22 protein-coding genes are annotated in these 24,871 nt (G+C 68.4%); 7 read left to right on the forward strand and 15 right to left on the reverse strand.

The genetic code is table 11. The annotated features are described in order from the left end of the window. Positions 1-56: 56 nt before the first annotated feature. From AVL48_RS20545 to AVL48_RS20570, 6 genes are all read right to left on the reverse strand, one after another. Positions 57-1,208, reverse strand: a complete 1,152-nt coding sequence (locus AVL48_RS20545) for a glycosyltransferase family 4 protein (RefSeq protein WP_061982287.1) — start codon at positions 1,206-1,208, stop codon at positions 57-59. An 88-nt stretch (positions 1,209-1,296) separates the two neighbouring features. After that, positions 1,297-1,947, reverse strand: a complete 651-nt coding sequence (locus AVL48_RS20550) for an L-threonylcarbamoyladenylate synthase (RefSeq protein WP_061982288.1) — start codon at positions 1,945-1,947, stop codon at positions 1,297-1,299. Positions 1,948-2,267: 320 nt separating this feature from the next. Further along, entirely contained in the window at positions 2,268-4,253 is a 1,986-nt protein-coding gene (locus AVL48_RS20555) for a M6 family metalloprotease domain-containing protein (RefSeq protein WP_061982289.1), read from the reverse strand. 193 nt (positions 4,254-4,446) lie between these two features. Continuing rightward, positions 4,447-5,313, reverse strand: coding sequence for a peptide chain release factor N(5)-glutamine methyltransferase (gene prmC / locus AVL48_RS20560; RefSeq protein WP_061982290.1), 867 nt, complete (start codon positions 5,311-5,313; stop codon positions 4,447-4,449). 84 nt (positions 5,314-5,397) lie between these two features. After that, on the reverse strand, positions 5,398-5,946 hold the full coding sequence (locus tag AVL48_RS20565) for an HD domain-containing protein (RefSeq protein WP_061982291.1): 549 nt from the start codon (positions 5,944-5,946) through the stop codon (positions 5,398-5,400). 9 nt (positions 5,947-5,955) lie between these two features. Continuing rightward, a complete protein-coding gene (locus AVL48_RS20570; RefSeq protein ID WP_061982292.1) occupies positions 5,956-6,303 on the reverse strand; it encodes a MerR family transcriptional regulator in 348 nt (115 codons plus the stop codon). A gap of 59 nt (positions 6,304-6,362) precedes the next feature. Between AVL48_RS20570 and AVL48_RS20575 the strand changes: the two genes are divergently transcribed. The 4 genes from AVL48_RS20575 to AVL48_RS20590 all read left to right on the forward strand — a co-directional run bounded on the left by AVL48_RS20575 (position 6,363) and on the right by AVL48_RS20590 (position 10,052). After that, on the forward strand, positions 6,363-7,148 hold the full coding sequence (locus AVL48_RS20575) for an alpha/beta fold hydrolase (RefSeq protein ID WP_061982293.1): 786 nt from the start codon (positions 6,363-6,365) through the stop codon (positions 7,146-7,148). A gap of 105 nt (positions 7,149-7,253) precedes the next feature. Continuing rightward, positions 7,254-8,519, forward strand: a complete 1,266-nt coding sequence (locus AVL48_RS20580) for a mannosyltransferase family protein (protein WP_143104724.1) — start codon at positions 7,254-7,256, stop codon at positions 8,517-8,519. 112 nt (positions 8,520-8,631) lie between these two features. Beyond that, on the forward strand, positions 8,632-9,624 hold the full coding sequence (locus AVL48_RS20585) for a glycosyltransferase family 2 protein (RefSeq protein ID WP_061982294.1): 993 nt from the start codon (positions 8,632-8,634) through the stop codon (positions 9,622-9,624). Beyond that, positions 9,621-10,052, forward strand: coding sequence for a GtrA family protein (locus AVL48_RS20590; protein WP_061982295.1), 432 nt, complete (start codon positions 9,621-9,623; stop codon positions 10,050-10,052). Before AVL48_RS20585 ends, AVL48_RS20590 begins: the two co-directional genes overlap by 4 nt. A 13-nt stretch (positions 10,053-10,065) precedes the next feature. On the opposite strand, the gene AVL48_RS20595 is transcribed toward AVL48_RS20590, so the two are convergent. Next, complete coding sequence (locus AVL48_RS20595; RefSeq protein ID WP_082857705.1) at positions 10,066-11,775, reverse strand: hypothetical protein; 1,710 nt, start codon at positions 11,773-11,775, stop codon at positions 10,066-10,068. 350 nt (positions 11,776-12,125) lie between these two features. Between AVL48_RS20595 and AVL48_RS20605 the strand changes: the two genes are divergently transcribed. Next, complete coding sequence (locus tag AVL48_RS20605; protein ID WP_244162479.1) at positions 12,126-12,824, forward strand: hypothetical protein; 699 nt, start codon at positions 12,126-12,128, stop codon at positions 12,822-12,824. Between the two features lie 5 nt (positions 12,825-12,829). Here AVL48_RS20605 and prfA read toward each other — a convergent pair whose 3' ends face one another. Together prfA and rpmE are read right to left on the reverse strand one after the other, a co-directional pair. After that, positions 12,830-13,900, reverse strand: a complete 1,071-nt coding sequence (prfA, locus tag AVL48_RS20610) for a peptide chain release factor 1 (protein ID WP_061982297.1) — start codon at positions 13,898-13,900, stop codon at positions 12,830-12,832. 97 nt (positions 13,901-13,997) lie between these two features. After that, the gene (gene rpmE / locus AVL48_RS20615) at positions 13,998-14,225 is read right to left on the reverse strand and encodes a 50S ribosomal protein L31 (protein WP_007028345.1); all 228 of its coding nucleotides are present in this window, start codon (positions 14,223-14,225) and stop codon (positions 13,998-14,000) included. A 223-nt stretch (positions 14,226-14,448) separates the two neighbouring features. Here rpmE and AVL48_RS20620 point away from each other — a divergent pair, with 223 nt between their 5' ends. Then, on the forward strand, positions 14,449-14,994 hold the full coding sequence (locus tag AVL48_RS20620) for a hypothetical protein (protein WP_061982298.1): 546 nt from the start codon (positions 14,449-14,451) through the stop codon (positions 14,992-14,994). A 79-nt stretch (positions 14,995-15,073) separates the two neighbouring features. Here the strand turns inward: AVL48_RS20620 and rho are convergent, their stop codons facing one another. The 6 genes from rho to argS form a co-directional block, all read right to left on the reverse strand. Further along, the gene (gene rho / locus AVL48_RS20625; protein WP_061982299.1) at positions 15,074-17,107 is read right to left on the reverse strand and encodes a transcription termination factor Rho; all 2,034 of its coding nucleotides are present in this window, start codon (positions 17,105-17,107) and stop codon (positions 15,074-15,076) included. Positions 17,108-17,525: 418 nt separating this feature from the next. Then, complete coding sequence (gene thrB, locus AVL48_RS20630; RefSeq protein ID WP_061982300.1) at positions 17,526-18,407, reverse strand: homoserine kinase; 882 nt, start codon at positions 18,405-18,407, stop codon at positions 17,526-17,528. Further along, on the reverse strand, positions 18,404-19,465 hold the full coding sequence (gene thrC, locus AVL48_RS20635; protein ID WP_061982301.1) for a threonine synthase: 1,062 nt from the start codon (positions 19,463-19,465) through the stop codon (positions 18,404-18,406). The genes thrB and thrC overlap by 4 nt, the downstream gene beginning before the upstream one ends. Continuing rightward, a complete protein-coding gene (locus AVL48_RS20640) occupies positions 19,462-20,772 on the reverse strand; it encodes a homoserine dehydrogenase (RefSeq protein ID WP_061982302.1) in 1,311 nt (436 codons plus the stop codon). Before AVL48_RS20640 ends, thrC begins: the two co-directional genes overlap by 4 nt. Before the next feature lie 3 nt (positions 20,773-20,775). After that, positions 20,776-22,209, reverse strand: coding sequence for a diaminopimelate decarboxylase (gene lysA / locus AVL48_RS20645; protein ID WP_061982303.1), 1,434 nt, complete (start codon positions 22,207-22,209; stop codon positions 20,776-20,778). Positions 22,210-22,212: 3 nt separating this feature from the next. After that, positions 22,213-23,868: an arginine--tRNA ligase gene (gene argS, locus AVL48_RS20650; protein ID WP_061982304.1), complete on the reverse strand. Its 1,656-nt coding sequence runs from the start codon at positions 23,866-23,868 to the stop codon at positions 22,213-22,215. Positions 23,869-24,069: 201 nt separating this feature from the next. On the opposite strand from argS, the gene AVL48_RS20655 reads away from it, so the two are divergent. After that, a complete protein-coding gene (locus tag AVL48_RS20655) occupies positions 24,070-24,867 on the forward strand; it encodes a thioredoxin-like domain-containing protein (protein ID WP_061982305.1) in 798 nt (265 codons plus the stop codon). The last annotated feature ends 4 nt before the right edge of the window (positions 24,868-24,871 follow it).

The raw sequence follows: 24,871 nt of genomic DNA on the forward strand, positions 1-24,871 counted from the left end.
AGAAAGCTCCCTGGTCGTCTCAGCCCGCCAGTGTAGGCCCGTGCCGGTTTCGGGGTTCAGGCAGTCCGGTTCCGCGAACGCAGCCTCGGGATGACCGACACCAAGGTCGCCAGCAGGAAGCCGAATCCGACGATCCAGAAGACCGCGGCACTGTCGAACAACGTCACCGAAACCGCGCCGAACGCGAGCAGGCCCGCCCACAGATAGATGAGCAGCACCGCGCGGCGCTGCGAATGGCCGATCTCCAGCAGGCGGTGGTGGAGGTGCATCTTGTCCGCGGCGAACGGGCTCTCACCGCGACGGGTACGGCGGACGACCGCCATGATCAGGTCGAGCAGCGGCACGAACAGCACCGCGGCGACCACGACGAGCGGCGAGAGCAGCGCGAGCGCGTCCTTACCGCTGAACTGCGGGTAAGGCACGCGGCCCGACGCGGACGTCGTCGCACCGGCCAGCATGAGCCCGATCATCATCGAGCCCGAGTCGCCCATGAAGATCTTCGCGGGCTGGAAGTTGTAGGGCAGGAAGCCGAGACAGGCCCCGGCGAGCGTGGCCGCGATGAGGGCGGGCGGGTACGCGCCGACATCGCCACCCGACGAGTCGAGCAGGCCGAGGGAGAACGAGCACGTAGCCGCGGCGGCGATGAAACCGAGGCCGCCGGCGAGCCCGTCGAGGCCGTCGACGAAGTTCATCGCGTTGACCATGACGACCACCAGCACCACGGTGAGCAGCGCGCCCTGGTTCTTGTCCAGCACCAGCACCTGGCCGAAGGAATCGCCGCCACCACCCCACGGCACCCAGAACGACACCCACTGCACCCCGAAGATCACCAGGATCCCGGCGCACATGACCTGGCCTGCCAGTTTCGTCCAGGCGTCCAGTTCGAACCGGTCGTCGAGCGCGCCGATCAGGGAGATCACCCCGGCGGCGAGCAGGACACCCAGCGAGTCGAAGGAGAAGTCGAAGCCCCGGCTCAACGCGGGCAGCTGGTGCGCGAGCCCCATCGCGGCGGCGACGCCGAGGAAGATGCCGATCCCGCCCATCCGCGGGATCGGGGTGACGTGGACGTCACGGGCCCGCGGGTTGGCGATCGCCCCGATCCGGATGGCGACCCGGCGCACCACACCGGTGAGCAGGAAGGTAACGGCCGCCGCGGTGAGGGCGACGAGGAGGTATTCCCGGATCGGGAGGCCTTGCGTAGGAGGCATGGTGCGTTACGCCGCCGAGGTCCAAGTCACTCGAACACGCTACCGCGCTGGAGGGATACGGCGGCCAACGGTACTGACACCCGGTGGATCAGGCGAGTGACTCCGCGGGCACACCCAGTACTTCCGCGACCGCGGCGCGGCTGACCGCGCCCTCCCGCAGGATGACCGGTTCGTCGCCGGTGAGATCGACCATCGTGGACGGAACGGGCGCGCCGGTGGATCCGCCGTCGAGGTACACCGCGACACTGTCACCGAGCTGGTCGACCGCTTCCTGCGCGGTGGAGGCGGGCGGCTGACCGGAGACGTTGGCGCTGGAGACCGCCATCGGGCCGACGTCACGCAGCAGCTCCAGCGCGACCGGGTGCAGCGGCATGCGCAACATCACCGTTCCGCGTGACTGGCCCAGATCCCACTGCAGGCTCGGCGCGTGCGGCAGGACGATGGAGAGGTCGCCCGGCCAGAAGGCCTCCATGAGCGCGCGGGCCTGCGGCGGGGTACCGAGCACCAGTCCGTCCACAGTGGACCAGGAGCCGACGAGGACGCCGACCGGCATGTCCGGGCCGCGGTTCTTGGCCCGCAGGAGGGACTGGACGGCGCCGCCGTCGAAGGCGTCCGCGCCGATGCCGTAGACCGTGTCGGTCGGAAGGACGACGAGGCGGCTGGAGCGCACCGCGCTCGCCGCCGCGGCGAGCCCGTCGGCCCGCGTTTCACGCTTGCTGCAGTCGTACACCGCGCTCATGGCGCCTGAGCCTAGCGCTGCGGACTCGTGCGGGGTGATGACGGTCGGAACCTTCGCACGGGTCAGCCCTGCACCGAACGCCTCGCGTTGGTCGTGAATGGTGAGTGTCGTTCTAGCCAAGGGTGTTCTAGCTGCCTACGGCGGCGCGTAAAGGCCTCCTTGCCCTCGGTTCAGCCGAGCAACCCGACCTTCACACCTTCTCCAGTACATGATGGCCCCCTTCCTTGCGCTAGACGCAAGGAAGGGGGCCATCATGTACTGGACGCCGGCAAAGGCGCAGGCCCCGCCAACGACACTTCTCACTCACGAGCCGCGCTGGGTCAGAAGGCGAAAGCGGTGCAGAACGACGTCGCCGTCTTGCCGGGGTCGGCGATCGACGTCGCGGTCAGCTTGATGTGCGCGACGTGGTCACCGCCCGCGGCCCGTTTGGCGTGCGCCGTCGCCGACGACCGCCCGCCGAACGGGACGGTGGACAGCTCGTTCGGCAGCCGGACCTCCCAGCCCTTCGCGCTGGTCGACGCGCTCAGACGGTAGGTGTCGGTGTCGAAAGGTGCGGCCGCGCCCTTCGCGTCGCCCGTGTTGAACACCGGGAACGAGCAGCTCGCGAGCCCCTGCTTGGCGAACGCCGGGGCCGACGGCCACAGCGAAACACCCCTGGCCTGTGTGCCGGCTCCGTCGAGCGAGGCCACCGTGACCACGTAGGACAGAACGCCCTTGCGGTCGCGTTCGACGTCCGAGACCAGGAACTTAAGCCGGTTCGCCTCGTCGGTGTACTCGTACTTGCTCGCCGAACCGGTGCCCGCCTTGAACGCGGCGTCGTTGAGCTGGCGGTAGTCGCCGATGGTGATCGGCACCGCGGTGCCGTCCGGCTTCTTGTAGTCGGTCATGCCGATGTCGGCCGGATTCGCGTCGACGATCCATTCGAACGGGGCGTTGTCCTGGTTCTTGGTCTTCGCGATGATGACGCCGGAATCGGGGGCGAAGGAATCGCTGCCCATCCGGTCGACGACCTCGACGGTGTAATTGTCGTATCCGCCGCCGTCGCAGAACGGGTCCTTCGAGCGATCGCATTTCGGCGAACGGTCCCCGCCGGTGAGCGCGATGTTGATCCCGGTGTAGGCGCCCTGCCCAGGCAGTACCGAACGCGCCGTGATCCGCGCCGAAACCGGGCCGGACTTCGCGAGCTGGTCACGGTCGAGCTTGAGTACGTCTTCGGGATCGACGATGTCGAGCTTCATCTTGGTGCGCAGCATGTGATGCGCCCCCATCGAACCGCCCTGCGTCGCCGGGATCTGCCAGCGGGTGTGCGGTCCGCCAGGGCCGTTGAAGGTGCCGCGGGACATCATTTCCCACGGTCCGGTGTAGGCGCGGGACGGCGGATTGCCGAACGGGTTGTTGTAGTTGTCGCCGATACCGAGAATGTGGCTGAATTCGTGCGCGTAAACCGCCTGACCCGAGCTTTCCGCCTGGGTCGACGAGCCGGTGACCGCGTTCGGCCAGATGCTCGCCGCCGATTTCCACGAGGTCCACGGAACGTAGCGGGTGGCCGCGGCGTTCGGCATGCCCGCGACACCGGGGCCGAATTCGTCGGGCACGTTGCCCGGCTCGCCGAATTTCATCACGCCGAATTCCTGCCAGGTCGCGCTCTCGTCCTGACCGGCGGAAAGGTAGAAGATGAAGTCGAACTGCTTGGCGACGTCACCCACGTCCGCGCGCCACGCCGCACCCGCGTCGGTGCGCAGGTCACGCTTGCAGTTCGCACCCGGCGGACAGGCGTCGGGCTGGAACTCCATGCCGTATTCGAAGGACTTGCCCGGCAGCCGGTACGGGCCGAACGCGGTCAGTTCGACGCCCAGCCTGCCGCCGGAGTCCTCCATCCAGTACTCGTTGATCGTGTGGCCGCGGTTGAGCGTCTGCGGCTTGTTGAGGAAGTCCTGATAGAACTTGGCGACGTTCGCGCGGGGGATGTTGCTGGCGGCGGGGCCGGGGTTGCCGAACACCGTCGAATGCGGGGCCTGCGTGACGGCGAATTCCTGGTCCGGGTAGTCCGCGAGGACCACGGCGCCCTTGAACATCCGTTTGGTCGGCTTCAGCGCGGGATCGGCCCAGTTGGTGCCGGGCGGCTTGCGGTAGTCGTCCCACGTCATGTGGTCCTGGTTCTCCCAGGTCGACCCGTCGATCGGGGCGGGCCAGCCTTGCACCGGCGCGGCGGCGGACGCGGGCTGCGCGACCAGACCCGGCAGCAGTACGACGGTGGCGAGGACGGCGAGTGTTCTGAGTGGGGCTCGTCGGAGAGACGATCGCATCGGGGTACACCTCCCAGTCGGACCGCCGATCAGGCGGCCTTGTCCGACGTTAGGAGGTGGCCTTTGCCCTGGGCACCGCCGGAAGTCGTGAGTCCCGCTAACTACCCGGCCCGGCTCTCCCGCGTTTCGTCCTCTGGGTGCGGTAGTTGCACGCGCAACTACCGCATCCAGAGGACGAAACGCGAGGAAGACGTCAGGAGACGCGCAAAGCGGTGACGAACCGCGGCCGTCCGGCGAGGTCGAGGTGGCCCTGTACGTCGGTCAGCACCCGACGCGCGCGCACCAGCGCCGGGACGGCGGAGCCGTGCGTGTCGTCGTGCTCGATCGCCATCCCGCCGGTGGGCCGCAGCAACCGCGCGGCCGCGGCGATCGCGTGCCGGATCACGGCCAGCCCGCTCTCCTCCGCGAACACCGCCCGCGGCGGGTCGTGCTCGGCGACCTCCGCCGGCACGGGCGTGCCTTCCGGCACATACGGCGGGTTGCACAGGACGAGGTCGACGAGCCCGTCGAGCTCGGCGAACATCGTGCTGTCCGCGACGTCGCCGGAGTACAGCCGGATGGGCGTGTCCCCCGCGTCGGCGTGGACGTCGGCGTTGTGCCGGGCCCAGGCGAGCGCCTGTGCGTCGATGTCGACGGCGTAGACGACGGCGTCCGGGCGCGCGTGCTGCACGGCCAGCGCCAGCGCGCCGGAACCGGTGCACAGATCGACCACCACCGGGTACTCGCGCCCGTGCAGCAGCTTGAGGCCCCATTCGAGGAGCAGTTCGGTCTCCGGGCGGGGGACGAACACCCCGGCGCCGACATTGACCGTGATGTCGCCGAGCGCGGCCCAGCCGGTGAGGTACTGCAGCGGGATCCGTTTGGCGCGCTGGTTCACCAGCTGGCCGATCGCGTCGATGACCGGCGGGTCCACCAGCGGCACCATCGGGAGGCGGCCGCGTTCGACGCCGAGGACATGGGAGGCGATGATCTCCGCGTCCGAGCGCGGTGACGCCACCCCGGCCTCGGTGAGAATCCGGGTCGCTTCCATGATGGCGAGGCGCAACGGCTGCCGGTTCACTGGTGTTCCTTCACAGAGTCAAGCCTGACACACAAGGCATGCGTGCCGGGGGCGATACACGCGGGCTCAGGGTATCGATTCCCTTCAGCGCACCCGCCACGAGAGCGACGACAACGTCAGCGCCGCTTCGGCCACTCGCCGCGCGAGGTCCGTCTGGAGGCTCTTCGTCGCCGAAGCGATCCACTCGTCGACGTTCCGTACGCCGATATCGCGGTACTCGACGGCCTGGAGCAGCATCTCGAGCTTGTCCGCGTCGCGCGCGTACAGCGCCTCCGGGCTCTCCGCGGTTTCGTACTCATCGACGGCTTCGCGCACCGAGTCCCGAGCGGCGCCGGGAAGCGCCGACGTCTGCGCGGCCGTGATCGCCCGCGGGTCCGGCTTCTCGACGAAGCCCTTGATCGTGTGCGGGAGGTCGCCTGTCCGTGTCTCCTGCGTGTCGTGCCAGAGCGCGAGGTACGCCGCCCGCGCGGGGTCGGCACCGCCCTCGGCCGCCAGCAGCCCGGCCAGTTGCGCGACCCGGGTCGTGTGCTCGGCGACCGATTCGGGATCGCGGACCCCCGCCTGCCACCACCCGGCCCGCCGGATCCGCTTGAGCACACCCAGTTCGAACCCGAATCTGGCCAGGGCTTCCACGCTGCTCCTCTATGCGTCGACGACGAGATATCCGGCCAGTGTCCCCCGTCGCCGCCGGAGCGTGTCGATCCGGTCGTCCATCTCGGCCAGTTCGCGGCGGATCTCCGCCACCACCGTCGGGCACAGGTCCAGTTCCGGGAGTTCGCCGTTCGCGCACGGCAGCATCCTGGCGATGACCTGGGTGCTCAGCCCGGCCGCGAGCAACGCGCGGATCTGCCGGACGGTGGTGACCGCGTCGTCGTCGAACGTGCGGTAGCCGTTGCCGTCGCGCCGGGAGACCAGCAACCCCTGTTCCTCGTAATAGCGCAGCAGCCGGTGACTCACGCCGGTCCGCCGGGCGAGCTCGCCGATCAGCATGTGACCCCCATCATCCGCGATTGACCTTCACATCGATGTCAGTACCTAACGTCGGCGGCATGACGAATCATTTCGCCCACCTCGTCCGCGGTTCCGGTCCTGGCCTGTTGCTCGCCCACGGTGGCGGCGGCAGCGTCGAGGGCAACTTCGGCGGCATCATCGACGAACTCGCCCGTACCCACACCGTCGTCGGGCCCGACTACCCCGGCGCCGGAGCCACCCCGCGCGCCACCGGCCCGCTGGACCTCGACACCGTCGCCGACGAACTCGTCGCCATCGCCGTCGACGCCGGGCTGGAGCGCTTCGCGATCCTCGGGTACTCCCTGGGCACCGGCGTCGCCGTGCGCATCGCGACCCGGCATCCGGAGCGGGTCACCGGACTGATCCTGACCGCGGGGTTCACGAAGCCGGACAACCGGCTGCTGCTGGCCGTCGACATCTGGCGTGAGCTGCTCGACGGCGACCGCGGGCTGCTGGCGAAGTTCCTCACCTTCGCCGCCACCGGCGAGACGTACCTGAACGCCCTCACCCCGGCCGAACTCGAAGCCGCCATCGACGGACTCGCCGAGTTCATCCCGGCGGGCAGCCCCGAGCACGTCGGACTGGTCGCGAGCGTCGACACCCGCGCCGAACTCGCGGGGATCTCGGTACCGGCGCTGGTCATCGCCACGACGCAAGACGGCCTCGCCCCGCCCGCCCATTCCCGCGAACTCGCGGCCGGGATCCCCGGCGCCGAACTGGTCGAGATCGAGGCGGGGCACGGTATCGGCGTGGAGGCCCGCGACGAATGGCTCGGCGTGATCCAGAAGTTCCTCGCCACCACGCCGAGCGAGGGCGGCAACTGATCGCCGTCCGGTTCGGCGAATCCGCCCCGGCCCATTTCTTCCCGCTCAACGGGGTACCGGTACCCCGTTGAGCGGGGCGGGGTCAACCCCTGTAGTAATTCAGCCATGACCGGCATCATCACCGGGGGTGTCTCCACAACTCCCGAGGACTCGATCGATCGAAGAACCGGCCGCGAAAAGGTATCCGGGTGGCTGGCCGGCGACTACGGCAAAGTCCTTCTGGCCGTCCTGGCGTTCAACGTCGCACTGACCGCTGTGGCCTGGCTGTTCGGCCCGTCCACCCCGGCGAGTGAGGGCATTCCCAAAACCGGTATCGGCTCGACGTTGAGCCCGCTCTCCCACACCTACCGCTGGGACGCCGGCAACTACGGTGAGATCGCCGAACACGCGTACACGGGCAGCTTCGTGCCGGTACGCGCGTTCTACCCGGTGTTCCCGATCTGCGTATGGCTGGTCAAGACCCTCAGTTTCGGCACTCTCGGCCTGCTCGCGGCCGGGTTCATCGTCAACCTGATCGCCACCTGGCTGGCCTGCGTCGCCCTGCTCAAGATCTCCCGGTTCTTCCTCACCGCCACTCGCTCGCACTGGCTGGTGGTCGCCGCTTTCCTGACCGCGCCCGCCGCCTTCTTCCTGCACTCGTTCTACAGCGAGGCGGTGTTCTGCGCCCTCGGCTTCTGGGCTTACCTGTTCGCGTTACGGCGCCAATGGCTGTGGATGGGACTGTGCCTGATCCCGCTCACCGCGTCGCGTATCACGGCCGCGGTGTTCATCGGGCTGTGCTTCCTCGAATTCTGGCGCTCCGTCGACTGGAAGCCGCGCGGCCTGCTGTCCTGGAAGATCCTCTTGTTCCCGGTCGCCTATCTCGGCCTCGGCGCGCACATGCTGTACATGAAGCTCCAGACCGGCAGCGCGACCGCGAGCTTCACCGCGCTCGAAAGTGCCAGCACCTGGTCGTACCACAAGTTCAACCCGAACATCCTCGCCACGGCGCTGACGGAACTGAAGGTCACCGCGAGCGCCCTTCTCGGACACAGTCCGATGACGGCGTGGACGCTGATGAGCCACGTGCTGCCGACCCTCGGCCTGGTCCTGCTCTTCGCGGCTTCCGTCTACTTCTTCGTCGCATTGCGGTCGGACGGCCTGCCGCTGGCGCTGTTCGGGATCGCCTCACTCGTGATGCTGACGATCAACAACAACGTCGTCTCGGTGCACCGGTACCTGCTCCCCTGTCTGGTCATGTACCTCGCCTTGGTGCTCTTGGCCGAACGGCGGCCGAAACTGCGCGGCGTGGTTTACGCGACGGTGTACCTCAATTCGTTGATCTGCGGCGCGATCTTCATCCGTTTCACGGCGGGCCACTGGGCGGGCTGAGCAGTCACGGGCCGAGGGAAATGACCTTCCGCCGGTCTTCTAGAATCAGCTCCGTTCTGGCCGTGAGACCCACTCGCCGCCTTGTCTCGAAAAACGTCGCAGGGGGTATTCCGTGCCCGCGGATCACAACAGACGCCGGATCGCGTTCATCTTCCCCATCTACAACGAGGAAGAGAACATCGAACTTCTCCACCGCACGGTGGCGGAGACGATCACGCCGCTCGCCGACGAATACGACTTCAGCTTCATCTACATCGACGACGGCAGCAGCGATCACTCGATGGATCTGCTCACCGCGCTGAGCGAGCGCGACGACCGGGTCACCGTGATCGAGCTTTCCCGCAACTTCGGCCACCAGCTGGCGGTCACCGCCGGGCTCGACCTGGTGGACGCGGATGCCGCGATCATCATGGACAGCGACATGCAGGACCCCCCGCGGGTGGCGCTGGAGCTGATCGAGAAGTGGGAAGAGGGCTTCGACGTCGTCTACGCGCAGCGTCGCTCGCGCCAGGATTCGGTGTTCAAGAGGCTCACCGCCGGCGCCTTCTACTGGTTGCTCCGGAAGGTGGCGTCGGTCGACATCCCCCGCAACACCGGCGACTTCCGGCTGATCGACCGCAAGGTCGTCGACGAGCTGCGGAAGTACCGCGAACGGGATCGATTCCTGCGCGGGCTGGTCAGCTACATCGGCTTCAAGCAGACAGCCGTCCTGTTCGACCGCGACAAGCGGCACGCGGGCGTGACCGGGTATCCCCTGCGGAAGATGCTCCGCTTCGCCGCGGACGGCATACTCGGCTTCTCCGTCGCGCCGCTGCGGATGATCAGCCGGCTCGGGTACCTGATCTCGCTGCTCAGCTTCCTCGGCATCCTCTACGTGCTCGGCGTCAAGCTCTTCGCACCCGCCACCGCCGTTCCGGGCTGGGCCTTCATCACCGCCGCGATGTTCTTCCTCGGTGGTATCCAGATCATCATGCTCGGCGTGCTCGGCAGCTACATCGGCCGGACGTACTCACAGGTACAGAACCGGCCGCTCTACGGCGTCGCGTCGGTCCGCACCGGCTCGCTCGATCTCGCGTCCGCCGAGGCCGGAAACACCGCACGGTGAAGCCGATCAACGGCACCCAGGTGCGCTTCGGCGTCGTCGGGATCCTCAACACGGCGATCGACGCGCTCGGATACGCCTTGCTGGCGACACTCGGCGTCCCGATTTTCGTCGCGAACTTCATCTCGACCACGGCGGGCATGCTCCTGAGCTTCACACTCAACCGGAACTTCACTTTCCGCGCGAAGGACGGCGATATTCGCCGCCAGGCCATCCTGTTCTTCGCCGTGACCGCGTTCGGCCTGTGGGTCGTGCACGCCGCGGTGATCTTCGCGGTCACCAAGCTGTTCCCCGGAATCAACGTGTTCATCCCGAAACTGGGCGCGATCGCGGTGGGCATGGTGTGGAACTACGTGTTGTACAAGAAGGTCGTCTTCCGGCAGGGAACACCCGAACCCACCGCGGTGGTTCAGCCCCGGTCGCCGGGCTGAACCACCGGGGAGCTCAGCGGCGAGGCGCCCAGAAGCCGACGAAACTCCCGCAGCCGACCCTGGCTCCGTTCAGCGTCTGACGCACTCGCTCCACCACAGGGGTGTAGTCGAAGGTGTGCGCGTCGGGGGCCACGGCGGCGGGAACGGGATTGGCATCGATCAGCGAAGCCGTCAGGACGGTTTGGAAGAGAATGAGGTAGTCGCCTTCCCCATTGAGGCGTTCCGCCGCCTCGACCATCCTCAGTGGAGCGTCTCCGGTCATCTCGATCGGGACGGGCCAGTCCATCGGCAAGGGATTCCGCACCCCGAACACGGGCGCGACGAACGCGTTGTCGGGCAGGACAGCCACCCGTGAGGCCGGATAGCGGTCGATGCACTCGCGGATCTGCGCGACGTAGGTGTGGACACTGGGGTTCGTTCGTACCCCGCGCATCGTCGGTACCACGTCCCCGAGAGCGCGGGTCAGCTCGCCCTGCGGCCGGTCGGCGTACGGCGCCTTGTCATGTGCCGCGACGACCTGCACCGCGACGAGGCCCAGCACGATCGCGCCGATCGCGCCGCCGGCGATTCCCCGGATCTTCGGCAGCTCATCGCGTACCGCCAGAGCCACCACCTCCAGCGTGCCGAGCACGAGAGCACCGGTGATCAATCCCGGCAGCGGATAACCCCAGGACAGGCTGGCCATCCACCCCAGCAGCGCGACGAGCAGGTACTGCCACGGCAGCCGTCTGCGGATCACCGCGTCCAGCACGGCGGCGGCGGCGAAGATCCAGAGCAGTTTGAGCTGCCAGGCACCGGCATGCGCGAAAGCGCCGTCGATCAGCACGAACACGACCACCGCCACCACGCAGGCCGCTGTCACGAGGCGCAGCGCCAGCCCGGGGATGCCCAGCCGAGCGCGCAGCGACCAGGCGACCCCGAGTACCACCATGCCCACGAGGACCGGCAGCACATAGGTCCGCGGGTCGGCGCGCAGCCCGCCGAGATCCGCCGTCCAGAACTGGAAGAGCCCTTCTCCCCACGCCCCGGTGCTCCCGGTCAGCTGAGCGATCGCCGAGGGCAGCCCGCCGGCGAGCGTGATCATGCCGAAGTACAGCAACGGCGCCGAACCGAGCACGAGGACGTCGACGACCATCCGGCGCCAGCGGCCACCGTCCTGCGACCGTCGCGCCGGGTGGAAGAACAGGATCAGCAGCCCCACCGGAACGGCGAACATGAAGCTCTGCTTGACGATGACCGCGAATCCCAGGCAGAACAGTCCGAGCCAGCGCTGCCACCTCGTACCGGAGCGCAGGCCCGCGTCGAGCAGCCACAGACCGACGGCGACCAGGAAGACGCCGTCGACGGTATGCCACGCCATCGTCGGGTAGGTGTTCAGGCTGATCAGCGCCGCGGCGAAGACGAAACCGAGCCGAAGCGGGCCCCAGTCCAGCGGCGATGTCCCGGTCATGAAGGCGACGAGCGCGAAGGTCGAGACGGTCAGCTGGACCATCATCACCCAGCTGGACCCGATCATCAGCGGCGCCGGAACGAGATAGTCCACCAGATGCAGGTATGCCGACCCGAAGGGACGCGGCGCCATGACGTCCACCTGGGGAATCTCACCGTGGAGAACACGCCAGCTCTGCGCCAGGATGAAGCCCTGGTCGCTCGGGTTGAACCCGAACCGGCCGATCCTGGCGACGACGGCGGCGCTCAGCAGGAAGATCCCGCCGACGATCACGACCGCACGCGGCCATCGCCTTCGTTCGACAGGAGGAGACTTCGCCGCCTCGCTCCCGACAACCTCAGTCAGCAAAGAGGCCCCCACTAAAGAATGTCCGGCAAGGTGCGGTCCCCGGCTCTGCGCGAATCCGCCGATTCAGTACCCGGCAACCGTACTGGACCGGCGCGGATGCCCAACGTCCGGATGACCGGATTCGGCGACAAGGACAAAGCGAGGTTCCCGGCGAAACCGCGTGTGCGAAGTCCCGGCACGCGCACCACCGGTAGGCTGAACGCACCTGTTGTCGCCGAAGGGCCCGCGAAATAGTCATGGATCTCCGGGAAACAGTGGTCGTCACGCTGGTGTCCGTGAATATCGAAACGGACGATTACGCGGCGGCCACGGCCGTCGGTGAACGCCTCATCGACGAGTTCGAGGCCACCGAACTGGAGATCTGCCGGGCGGATCCGGCGGGCGGCTGGACGGGCTACACGCTCTCCGTCGGCTATCGCACTCCGCCCGCGGACGGCGAGGAACTCACCGACACCCTGCACCGGGCCGCGCTGCCCGCGATGTTCCATTTCGGACTGAACGCGGAATTCTTCGAAATCCACGGGACACCGCGAACAGGGCTTTACGGAAGCTATACCGCCTTCGAAACGCAAGCCGACGACTTCACCCTCTATTCGCTCATGGCGACCGTCGGCGGTACCGATCCCCGAGAACCGACGTACGTTCCCCGGCACGACTTCACCCCGCGCGCGGCGACCGATGTCATCTCACGAGTGCACCTTTATGTCCCCACCGGCGACTTGCGCGCCGCGGTGCGCCTGTGCGACGGACCCGCGACGGACCTCGCGGCTTCACTGGTCAGGATCACGACGGCCGCGGGCCCCTGCGAAGCGGTGCTGTTGTCGGCATTCCCGGCCATAGCCGGAGAAAGCGGTGAAGAAGCCCTGAGCCGGGTCACGAACGAAGTGAACGGTCAGCTCTCCGGCGTGGGCATGTCCGTCCGGGCCGTGCACACCGGCCTGGAAGACGACCCGTTCCACACCGAACCCGGCTAGCGACCTCAGCCGCCGTGGGCGGCGAGTCGTTCTTCGCGGTCCGCGGTGATGAGCGCGTCCAGGACGTTGTCGAGGTCGCCGTCGAGGACCTGGTCCAGGTTGTAGGCCTTGTAGTTCACCCGGTGGTCGGCGATGCGGTTCTCGGCGAAGTTGTAGGTGCGGATCCGCTCGGAGCGGTCAACGGTGCGGACCTGCGAGCGGCGCGCGTCCGACGCCTTCGCGGCGGCCTCCTCCTCGGCGATCGCCTGCAGCCGGGCCTGCAGCACCTGCAGGGCGCGGGCCCGGTTCTGGATCTGCGACTTCTCGTTCTGGCACGAGACGACCACCCCGGTCGGGAGATGCGTGATGCGCACCGCCGAGTCGGTCGTGTTCACGCTCTGGCCACCCGGGCCGGACGAACGGTAGACGTCGATACGCAGGTCGTTCGGGTCGATCTCGACCTCGACGTCCTCGGGTTCGGGGTAGATGAGCACGCCGGACGCGGAGGTGTGGATGCGGCCCTGCGATTCGGTGGCGGGCACGCGCTGCACGCGGTGCACCCCGCCCTCGAACTTCAGCCGGGCCCAGACGCCGTCGACGTCGGCCGAGCGGCTCTTGATGGACACGGTGACGTCCTTGAAACCCCCGAGGTCCGAGTCGACCGAGTCGAGGACCTCGGCTTTCCAGCCGTGACGCTCGGCGTAGCGCAGGTACATGCGCAGCAGGTCGCCGGCGAACAGCGCCGACTCCTCGCCGCCTTCACCCGATTTGATCTCCATGACCACGTCGGAACCGTCGTACGGGTCGCGCGGCACGAGAAGTTCGGAGAGCCTGGCCTCGAGAGCGGGGATCTTGGCGGTGATCTCCTCGGCCTCGGCCGCGAAGGCAGCGTCTTCCGAGGCGAGTTCCTTCGCCGCTTCGAGGTCTTCGCGGGCGGCGTCGAGCTCGCGGATCGTCTTCACGACCGGGCTCAGCTCCGCGTAGCGGCGGCCGAGCTTGCGTGCCCTCGCCTGGTCGGCGTGCACGGACGGGTCGGCCAGCTGCTTCTCCAGCTGGGCGTGCTCCTCGAGCAGACCCTTCAGCGAACTCGAATCCACCACTCCACCTCTCTACGGCCGTCGGACAAGGCGAACGCCTGCGAAACCATGAAAAACGGCGCCTACCCGGACATGCGGGTAGGCGCCGTCGTTCAAGCTACTTGGCGTCTTCGGCCTTCTTGCGCTTGCCGTAGCGAGCCTCGAAGCGCGCGACGCGGCCGCCGGTGTCCATGAGCTTCTGCTTGCCGGTGTAGAACGGGTGGCAGTTCGAGCAGATCTCGACGTGGAGGTTGCCGGAGGTCTTGGTGCTGCGCGTGGTGAATTCGTTGCCGCAGTCACAGTTCACGTGCGTGACAACGTACTCGGGGTGAATACCGCTCTTCATGGTGTCCTCTCTCGTTGGCCCCGGGTCCCCAGTGTGGGGTGAACCGGTGCCGGACTTCAGCGGATGATTTTGCCAGATGCGCTGGCAGTGAGGTTAACGCACCCCTCCCCCGCCATATTCCAACACGTTGAGTCATCAACTATCGACATCGAGTTGTACGAAATTTGTACTTGATCACGCGAAGGTCCTCATGTTGGTAATTCCTCAACAGGAGGTACTGCTCATGCGCACCATCCTTGCCAAGGTGGCGAAGCCGGCGTCCGTCGCCGCGCTGGCCATCGCGGCTCTCGCCATGGCCCCGGTGGCCGGAGCCGCTCCGGCCACTCACGATGCGGGCGCCACCATCAGCGCGGCCGACATCAACCCGGCGGCCGGCACCTTCACCACGGTGCCCGAGGGCGACCTCTCGATCCAGGGCGCCGGGGACGGCACGCCCGCCGGCGCCGTCCAGTGGTTCAAGAACCACGCCGGCTCCACCGCGTACCAGGGCCTCTGCGAGAAGGCCGTCGAGAACGCCTACGGCACCACCGGCGTCTGGGCCTCGGCCAACGCGCACTGGAACGGCGCGAGCCCGAAGCACACGACCGGGACGCCGCCGAAGGGCGCCTTCGTCTACTGGAACATCAGCCAGTGGGGCCACGTCGGCATCGCGGACGGCTCCGGCGGGATCTACGCCTCCAGCATCGGCGGCAAGATCGGCCACGCTTCGAGCGTGCACTACTTCAACAACTACCGCGGCTGGACTCCTGCCGCGGTTCCGCACCGCTGAGCCTCAAGTACATGAAGGCCCCCTTCCTTGCGCCTGGCGCAAGGAAGGGGGCCTTCATGTACTTACCAGATCGAAAAGATCAGTCGTCGTCGTTCGAGCCGAGGGCCGTCTTCGAGACCTGCATGAGGAACTCGATGTTGGTCTTCGTCTTGCGCAGTCGCGAGATGAGCAGGTCTATGGCCTGCTGCGAGTCCAGCGCGTGCAGCACCCGGTGCAGCTTGTGGGTGACCGCGAGCTCGTCCGGCGAGAGCAGCAGGTCTTCCTTGCGGGTACCGGACGGGTTGACGTCCACCGCGGGGAACACCCGGCGCTCGGCGATCTTCCGGTCGAGCTTGAGCTCCGCGTTACCGGTGCCCTTGAACTCCTCGAAGATGACCGTGTCACCGGTGGACCCGGTCTCGACCATCGCCGTGGCGAAGATCGTGAGCGAGCCGCCGTTCTCGATGTTGCGCGCCGCGCCGAGGAAACGCTTCGGCGGGAAGAGCGCGGTCGAGTCGACACCACCGGAGAGGATCCGGCCGGAAGCCGGGGCCGCGAGGTTGTACGCACGGCCGAGGCGGGTGATCGAGTCGAGCAGCACGACGACGTCGTGGCCCATTTCGACCAGGCGCTTCGCCCGTTCGATCGACAGCTCCGCGACCGACGTGTGGTCGGACGGCGGACGGTCGAAGGTCGAGGCGATGACCTCTCCCTTCACCGACCGCTGCATGTCGGTGACCTCTTCCGGACGCTCGTCGACGAGGACGACCATCAGGTGGCACTCGGGGTTGTTCGTGGAGATCGCGTTCGCGATGTCCTGCATGATCGTGGTCTTACCGGCCTTCGGCGGCGACACGATCAGCGCACGCTGTCCCTTGCCGACCGGCATCACCAGGTCGATGACGCGGGTGGTGAGCTTGTGCGACTCGGTCTCGAGGCGCAGCCGCTCGTTCGGGTACAGCGGGGTCAGCTTCGTGAAGTCGGGGCGGCGCTTGGCCTCGTCCGGCTCCAGTCCGTTGATCGAGTCGACGCGCACCAGCGGGTTGAACTTCTGCCGCTGCTGCTCGCCGTCACGCGGCTGGCGCACGACACCGGTGATGGCGTCACCGCGGCGCAGGCCGTACTTGCGGACCAGCGAAAGCGAGACGTACACGTCGTTCGGCCCGGCGAGGTAGCCCGAGGTACGCACGAACGCGTAGTTGTCGAGCACGTCCAGGATGCCCGCGACGGGCAGCAGGACGTCGTCCTCGCGGATCTCGGTGTCGGGCGAACCGCCCTGTTCACGGCCACCGCCGGAACCCCGGCGGCGACGGTCGCGGAAGCGACGGCCGCGACGGCCGCCTTCCTCGTCGTCGTCGCTCTGCTGGCCCTGGCCCTGGCGCTGGCTGTTGTCCTGGCCGCCCTGCTGGTTGCGCTGGCCCCGGTTCTCCCGGTTGCCGTCGCGGTTGCCCTGACGGTTGCCGCCCTGCTCACCCCGGTCGCCACGCTCATTGCGGTCGTTGCGGTCACCACGCTCACCACGGTCGCCGCGCTCGTTGCGGTCCCCGCGCTCACGCTGCTCGCCACGCTCACGCTGTTCACCGCGTTCACGCGGCTGACCACCCTGCTCGGGGGAACCCGCGGCGCGGTTGGAACCGCGACGACGACGGCTGCGGCCGCCCTCTTCCTGCTGCGGCTGACCGTCCTGCTGACCGGTCTCCTGCTGCGCGGGCCGCTCGGCGGCCGGCGCGGAGCCGTTCTCCGAGACCTTCTCCGCCTTTTCGACGCGCGGGGCTTCGGCCGGGGCGGCTTCCGCCTTCGGCGCTTCGGCCTTGGGGGCCTCCTGCTTCGGGGCCGCCTTGGGCGCTTCGGCCTTCGGAGCCTTTCGTGGTGCATCGATCCCCTCGAGCGGAAGCGTTTCGCTCGCCGCGGCGGGGGACTTGCGCTTGGTCTTGCCCTGACGCTCGCGGATGGCCGCGATCAGGTCGCCTTTACGCATACCCGTGGTCTCGCCGATGCCAAGGTCCCCAGCGATCGAGCGCAGTTCGGCGACGGTCTTGCCGGTCAATCCGCCGACCGTGCGCTTGGGAGCGACGACGCCGTTCGACTCGGCGGCGCCACCTTCGACGTCGCTCAAAAGATCGGTGTTGCTCACAAATGTCCTTCCTGACCGATCCACGCCTCCAGGTGGATCAGCGGACCGCCGTTCGCGTCCGATTGCGAAACGGCGTATCTGGCCCCCAATACGGGCGATCAGCTCCTCGGCCGTGTTGAACACAGCTAGAAGGCCTCCAGCACAGGGGTTTGCGTCCTCCAAACGGAGGAAGCGGAATTCGGCACCGCCGGAACCGGGAACCCGCCTGCGTCCATCCGCCACTCCCGCTTGCCAGACGGAGTACGGAACTGGCGGATCAACGAAGGATGCGGGCCAGGGATGTCACTGGTCACCTGGACCGGCACCGGGTGCGGAAACGCACGGTGATCGAACGCCCCCGAGGGTAGACCGCGCCACCGCCGGGTGCAACAACCACCCCCCGCGTGGCGGGCTGGCGCTCCTGCACGTGACCGAGGCTTTACTGAGCCGCAACCTGAACGCCGCCCGGATCGATCGGCAGCTCGGTGACGTCGAAAGATGTAACGTCGACAGCGGCGGGGAGTATTCCGTCGGCGGTCAGCGCGAGCACGGTCGGACCGGCGCCGGAGATGGCCGCGGCCACCCCTTCGGCCCGCAGCGCGCGCACCAGTTCGCTGCTCGCCGGGTACGCGGACGCGCGGTACCGCTGATGGAGCCGATCTTCGGTCGCGGAGAGCAACAGGTCCGGGCGTGCGGTGAGCGCGTGGACCGCGAGTGCCGCGCGGCCCGCCGTGAACGCCGCGTCGGCGTGCGGGACCCGGTCGGGCAGCAGCCCGCGCGTCGCGTCCGTCGAGGAGCGCGACGCCGGGATCGCCACCACGGGCCGGATGTCGTGATGCGGCTGGAGCCGTTCGGCGCGGAACCGTTCACCCTCCTGCCAGGCGACCACGAAGCCGCCCAGCAGGCTCGCCGCGGCGTTGTCGGCGTGTCCCTCGAACGCGGCCGCCAACTGCAGCGCGTCGTCGTCCAAAGCCTTCTCGGCCAGCGCATACGCGGCCACGACCCCGGTGACGACGGCGGCCGCCGACGAGCCGAGGCCGCGGGCGTGCGGGATGGCGTTGAAGCACCGCAGGTGCAGGCCGGGCGGCCGGAGGCCGAGCTGTTCGCAACCACGCCGGAAGGCCCGCACGACCAGGTGCGTTTCGTCGGTCGGGACGTCGTCCACGCCGCCGGCGCCATCGTCGATCACTTCGATCTTGAGCCCGGCGTCGGCGATCCGGAGTTCGACCCTGTCGTACAGCGCCAGCGCCAGCCCCAGCGTGTCGAAGCCCGGGCCGAGGTTCGCCGACGACGCCGGGACCTTGACCTCGATCAGCGTCATCGCAGGTCCAGCGCGGCGGCGACGGCCGTCGGGTCGACGGCGAGCGGCTCGACCTCGACGTTGCCCTCCAGCGCCGTGGCCGGATCCTTGAGGCCGTGCCCGGTGACGGTGCACACGACGACCGAGCCCTTCGGCAGGCGGCCGTCGGCGGCCGTGGCGAGCAGGCCCGCGACGCTGGTCGCCGAGGCCGGCTCGACGAACACGCCCTCCTTGCGGGCGAGCAGCCGGTACGCCTCCAGGATCTTCCCGTCGGTGACGGCCTCGAAGAGCCCGGCGGAGGCGTTCTTCGCCTTCACCGCGGCGTCCCACGACGCCGGGCTGCCGATGCGGATCGCGGTCGCGATCGTGTCCGGATCGGCCACCGGTTCGCCGTGCACGAGCGGCGCGGCACCGGCCGCCTGGAAGCCGAACATCCGCGGCGTGTTCTTCACCACACCGTCCCCGGCGTACTCGGAATATCCCGCCCAGTAAGCGGTGATGTTCCCCGCGTTACCGACCGGGAGGCAGTGGATGTCGGGCGCCCGGCCGAGCGCGTCGCAGATTTCGAACGCGGCCGACTTCTGGCCGGCGATGCGCACTGGGTTGACCGAGTTGACCAGCGTCACCGGATAGTCGATCGCGGTCTTGCGCGCGAGTTCGAGGCAGTCGTCGAAGTTGCCGTCCACCTGCAGGATCCGCGCGCCGTGCACGACCGCCTGGGCGAGCTTGCCCATCGCGATCTTGCCCTGCGGGACCAGCACCGCGCAGGTGAGCCCGGCACGCGCCGCGTAGGCCGCGGCCGACGCCGAGGTGTTGCCGGTGGAGGCGCAGATGACCGCCTGCAGCCCGCTGGCGAGCGCGTGCGTGATGGCGACGGTCATCCCGCGGTCCTTGAACGACCCGGTCGGGTTCACCCCTTCGACCTTGAGGAAGACCTCGCAGCCGGTGAGTTCCGAAAGGTGCGGCGCGGGCAGCAACGGGGTGTTGCCTTCGCCGAGGGTGATCACCTTCGCGCCGGACGGGACCGGGATCCGGTCCGGGTAGGCCTGGATGATTCCTGGCCATGGTTGGGGAATCACTGGTCTTCGCCTTCCACCCGCATCACACTGACGACCTGGTTCACCACATCGAGTTCGGCAATGTCGTCCACAGTGGACCGCAATGCCGCGTCCGGCGCCAGATGGGTGACGACGACCAGGCTGGCCGTGTCGTTGGCGTCCCGCTGCCGCACCGCGGCGATGCTGACCCCGTGCCCGGCGAACGCCTGCGCCACCTGAGCGAGCACGCCCGCTCGATCGGCGACGTCGAGACTGACGTGGTATCGCGTCGGCGTCTGGCCCATCGGCCTGACCGGGAGCGCGGCGTGCGCGGATTCGCGCGGGCCACGGCCGCCGACGACCCGGTTCCGAGCCACCGCGACGAGGTCGCCGAGCACGGCACTCGCGGTCGGCGCGCCACCGGCGCCCTGACCGTAGAACATCAGCTCACCGGCGGCGTCGGCCTCGACGTAGACGGCGTTGTACGCGCCGCCGACCCCGGCGAGCTGGTGGTCACGCGGGATCATCACCGGATGCACGCGCGCCGAAACGGATTCGGTGCCGTCGTCGGAGGTGACGCGTTCGCAGATGGCGAGCAGTTTCACCGTGCGGCCCAGCACCTTCGCCGCGGCGAGGTCCGACGCGGTGACGTCGGCGATGCCCTCGCGGTGCACGTCGGAGGCGGTGACCCTGGTGTGGAACGCGAGCGAGGCGAGGATCGCGGCCTTGGAGGCGGCGTCGTAGCCGTCGACGTCGGCCGTCGGGTCCGCCTCGGCGTATCCGAGCCTGCTGGCCTCTTCGAGCGTTTCCGCGTAGCCCGCGCCGGTGGAGTCCATCGCGGAGAGGATGAAGTTGGTGGTGCCGTTGACGATGCCCATCACGCGGGTGATGCGGTCACCGGCCAGCGATTCGCGCAGCGGGCGCAGCAGCGGGATCGCCCCGGCCACGGCCGCTTCGAAGTACAAATCCACGCCGGACGCGTCTGCGGCCTCGAACAATTCCGCGGAATGTTCGGCCATCAGCGCCTTGTTCGCCGTGACAACGGATTTCCCGGCCTTGAGCGCGTCGAGCAGCCACTGCCGCACCGGTTCGATCCCGCCGACCAGTTCGACGACGACGTCGACCTCGCCGGAGGTGACGAGCTTCGTCACGTCGGAGGTCACCAGTTCCGGCGGCAGCTCGGGGTGCTTGTCGGGGCGCCGGACCGCGATACCCGCCAGCTCCACCCGGGCGCCGGCCCTGGCGGCGAGCTCGTCGGCCTGCTCGGTGAGCAGCCGGACGACCTCGCCACCGACCGTCCCGCAACCGAGCAGGGCGACCCTGATCACACGTCCGTCCACAGTAGACACTTGCTAGACCTCCAGGCGCAGCATGTCGTCCGTCGTCTCCCGCCGCAGCAGCACCCGGGCGCCGCCGTTGCGCACGGCCACCACCGCGGGCCGCGGCTGCCGGTTGTAGCCGCTGGCCATCGAGTAGCAGTACGCCCCGGTGGCCGCCACGGCGAGCAGGTCGCCGGGAGCAAGAGTGTCGGGGAGCCAGCAGTCCCGGACGACGATGTCGCCGGACTCACAGTGTTTTCCCACGACCCGGGACAGCGCGGCGGCGGCCTGGCCGTCCCCGTCGTCGTCGGCGGAGCGGGAAACGAGACGGCAGTCGTACACCGCGTCGTAGAGCGCGGTGCGGATGTTGTCGCTCATCCCGCCGTCCACGCTGACGTAGCGCCGGGCGGCCTTGTCGCCGAGCGAGACGTCCTTGATGGTGCCGACCTCGTACAGGGTGATCGTGCCGGGACCGGCGATGGCGCGGCCCGGTTCCCCGGCGATCTTCGGCACCGGAAGGCCCGCGTACTCGCATTCCTTGCGGACGATCTCGCGGATCTGCGTGATCATCTGCGCGGGCGGCGGCGGGTTGTCCTTGTCGGTGTAGGCGATACCGAAACCGCCGCCGAGGTCGACGATCGCCAGCTGGTCGAGCAGATCGGTGCCGTGCTCCTTGGCGAGTTCGGCCAGCAGGCCGACCACGCGGCGGGCCGCCACCTCGAAACCGTCGGCGTCGAAGATCTGCGAACCGATGTGGCTGTGCAGGCCGATCAGCTTGAGCGACGGCGCGTTGAGCACCCGGCGCACGGCCTCGGCCGCGTCGCCGGAAGCCAGCGAGAAACCGAACTTCTGGTCCTCGTGCGCGGTCGCGATGAATTCGTGGGTGTGCGCTTCGACGCCGACCGTGACCCGGATCAGCACGTTCTGGACGATGTCGTGCCGGGCGGCGACATCGGCGAGCCGCGCGATCTCGTAATAGGAGTCGACCACGACCGTGCCGACACCGGCCTCGACGGCGGCTTCGAGTTCCGCGACCGATTTGTTGTTGCCGTGGAAGGTGATCCGCTCGGCCGGGAAGTTCGCGCGCTGCGCCACGGCGAGTTCGCCGCCGCTGCAGACGTCCAGGCTCAGTCCCTGCTCGGCCACCCAGCGGGCGATCTCGATGGACAGGAACGCCTTGGACGCGTAGTGCACGAGCGCCGGGTCGTCGAAGGCTTCGGCGTAGTCGGCGCAACGGGACTTGAAGTCGGCCTCGTCGACCACGAACAGCGGCGTGCCGTACTTCTCGGCGAGTTCGCGGACGTCGACGCCCGCGATGCGCACGACACCGTCGCCGCCGCGAAAAGTGTTGCGGGGCCAGACTTTCGGGTACAGCCTGTCGAGTTCCTCCGGTGTCGAAGGCGGGAAACCCGAGGCGTCGGCGTGCGGGTAGACGTCGGCGTGGCGGGGGCCGGCGGGGTGAGCCATCGATTACATCCGTTCCGGAGCAGAGACACCGAGCACGGTGAGGCCGTTCGCCAGCACCTGGCGGGTCGCCTCACAGAGCGCGAGCCGGGAAAACGTGAGGGGGGTGGTCTCCTCGTCGCCCTTCGGGAGAACCCGGCCGACGGCGTTCCACTTGTGATAGGCGCCGGCGAGTTCTTCGAGGTACCGGGCGACGCGGTGCGGTTCGCGCAGCTGCGCCGCTCGGCGGAGGACGGTCGGGAATTCGCCGATCGTGCGGATCAGATCGCCCTCGGCCGGCAGCGTAAGCAGACCGAAGTCCACGTCGCCATCGAATTTGAGCCCGAGGTCGGAAGCGTTGCGCTGCAAGGAGGCCAGCCGCGCGTGGGCGTACTGGACGTAGTAGACCGGGTTGTCGTTCGAATGCTTGCGCAGCAGGTCGAGGTCGATGTCCAAAGTGGAATCGACCGAATACCGGATCAGCTCGTAGCGGGCCGCGTCCACCCCGACGGTGCCGACCAGGTCCTCCATGGTGATCACGGTGCCCGCGCGCTTGCTCATCCGGACCGGCTTGCCGTCGGAGACCAGGTTGACCATCTGGCCGATCAGGACCTCGACCACGGCCGGGTCGTCACCGAAGGCGGCCGCGGCGGCCTTGAGGCGGGCGATATAGCCGTGGTGGTCCGCGCCGAGCATGTAGATGCAGAGGTCGAAGCCGCGTTTGCGCTTGTCCTGGAAGTAGGCGAGGTCACCGGCGATGTAGGCCGGGTTGCCGTCCTTCTTGATGACGACGCGGTCCTTGTCGTCGCCGTGCTCCTTGGACTTGAGCCACCAGGCGCCGTCTTCGAAGTAGAGGTTCCCGGAGTCCTTCAGCCGCTGGACCGACGACGAGACGGCGCCGGACTCGTGCAGCGAGTTCTCGTGGAAGTAGACGTCGAAGTCGGTGCCGAAATCGTGCAGGCTCTGCTTGATCTCGGTGAACATCAGCTCGATGCCGACCCGGCGGAACGTCTCGGCGCGTTCGTCGTCCGGCAGCGACAGCGCGCTCGGTTCCTGGCGGATGACCTCGGCGGCGATGTCGTTGATGTAGCCGCCCGCGTAGCCGTCCTCCGGGGCGGGCTCGCCCTTGGCGGCCGCGATCAGGGAGCGGACGAAACGGTCGATCTGCGCGCCGTGGTCGTTGAAGTAGTACTCGCGGGTGACCAGGGCGCCCTGCGCGGACAGCACGCGGCCCAGCGCGTCGCCGACCGCGGCCCAGCGGGTGCCGCCGAGGTGGATCGGGCCGGTCGGGTTCGCCGAGACGAACTCGAGGTTGATCTTGACCCCGGCCATCGCGTCACCGAGGCCGTACTTCTCGCCGGCGTCGAGGACCTGCTGGACGATCTGGCCCTGCGCGTCGGCGGCGAGCCGCAGGTTGAGGAAGCCCGGCCCGGCGACCTCGGCCGAGTCGATACCGTCCGCGGCCGCGAGCGCCTCGGCCAGCGCGTCGGCGAAGTCCCGGGGCTTCATGCCCGCCTTCTTGGCCACCTGCAGCGCCAGGTTGGTCGCGTAGTCGCCGTGCTCGGGGTTGCGGGGACGCTCGATCGTCACCTTCTCCGGCAGCACGGAATCGTCGAGGCCGCGCGCGGTGAGAACCTGCACGGCGGAGTTACGGACCAGTTCGGCGAGAGCTGCGGGAGTCACTCGCGGAATTCTAGGTGTCAGCAGGTCCGGGCCTCGCAGCGACCGCCGGAAGGTGTGAGCCAAGCCGGTGATCAAGCGGTGCGTTCACGGTGATCAGACGCGCGGTCTCTACACTGGCCCGCGCAGGGACCACCCCCTTTGGAGAACGCAGGAGCCATGGCTAACGGGACAACCAGAAAAAAGGGCGCGCCGAAGAACGCCATGAAGGCAGCCCGCAGTTCCGTCGTGTCCAAGAAGGGCACGCCCTGGGGCACGATCATCGCGGTCGTCGCGATCGTCGCCCTGGCGGCCTCGGTGGTCACCTACTACATGGTCGCCTCGGCGCCGAAGCGCGAGCAGAAGACCCGCGAAGAAGCCGCGGCCGCCTTCGCGCCTTCGCAGCAGGACCCGGATCCCTCCAAGCGGATCAACGGCGTGACCACCACGAAGTACGAAGGCTCCGTGCACGTCACGGCCGCCGAGCGCGTCGCCTACGACAAGACCCCGCCCTACGGCGGCCCGCACGACCAGGCCTGGGCCGCGTGCAACGGCGTCGTCTACGAAAAGGCCGTCCGCAACGAGAACATGGTCCACGGTCTCGAGCACGGCGCGGTCTGGATCGCCTACAACCCGGCCCAGATCTCCGGCGAGGCGCTCGACCTGCTGAAGGTGCGCGTCGAGGGCAAGCCGTACACCGTGATGTCGCCGTACCCGAACCTGGACAAGCCGATTTCCGTGCAGTCCTGGGGCCACCAGTTGAAGCTGGACTCCGCCTCCGACGAGCGGATCGACCAGTTCATCGCCGCGCTGCGCACCAACCCGTACGGGGCGTACCCCGAGCGTGACGCCACCTGCGACGCGCAGATCGAGCCGGGCGACTTCGACCCGACCCCGCCGGGGCCGGACGCGAAGCCGATGGACTACAAGGGCACCGCGGGAACGCAGCAGGACGGCCAGCCCGGCGCCGGCCAGCCCTCGCAGCCGCCCGCCAGCCTGCCTTCGGCGCCCGCGACCAAGTAATGAG

The sequence above is a fragment of the Amycolatopsis regifaucium genome, assembly GCF_001613935.1.
In the GTDB taxonomy this organism is placed as follows: domain Bacteria; phylum Actinomycetota; class Actinomycetes; order Mycobacteriales; family Pseudonocardiaceae; genus Amycolatopsis; species Amycolatopsis regifaucium.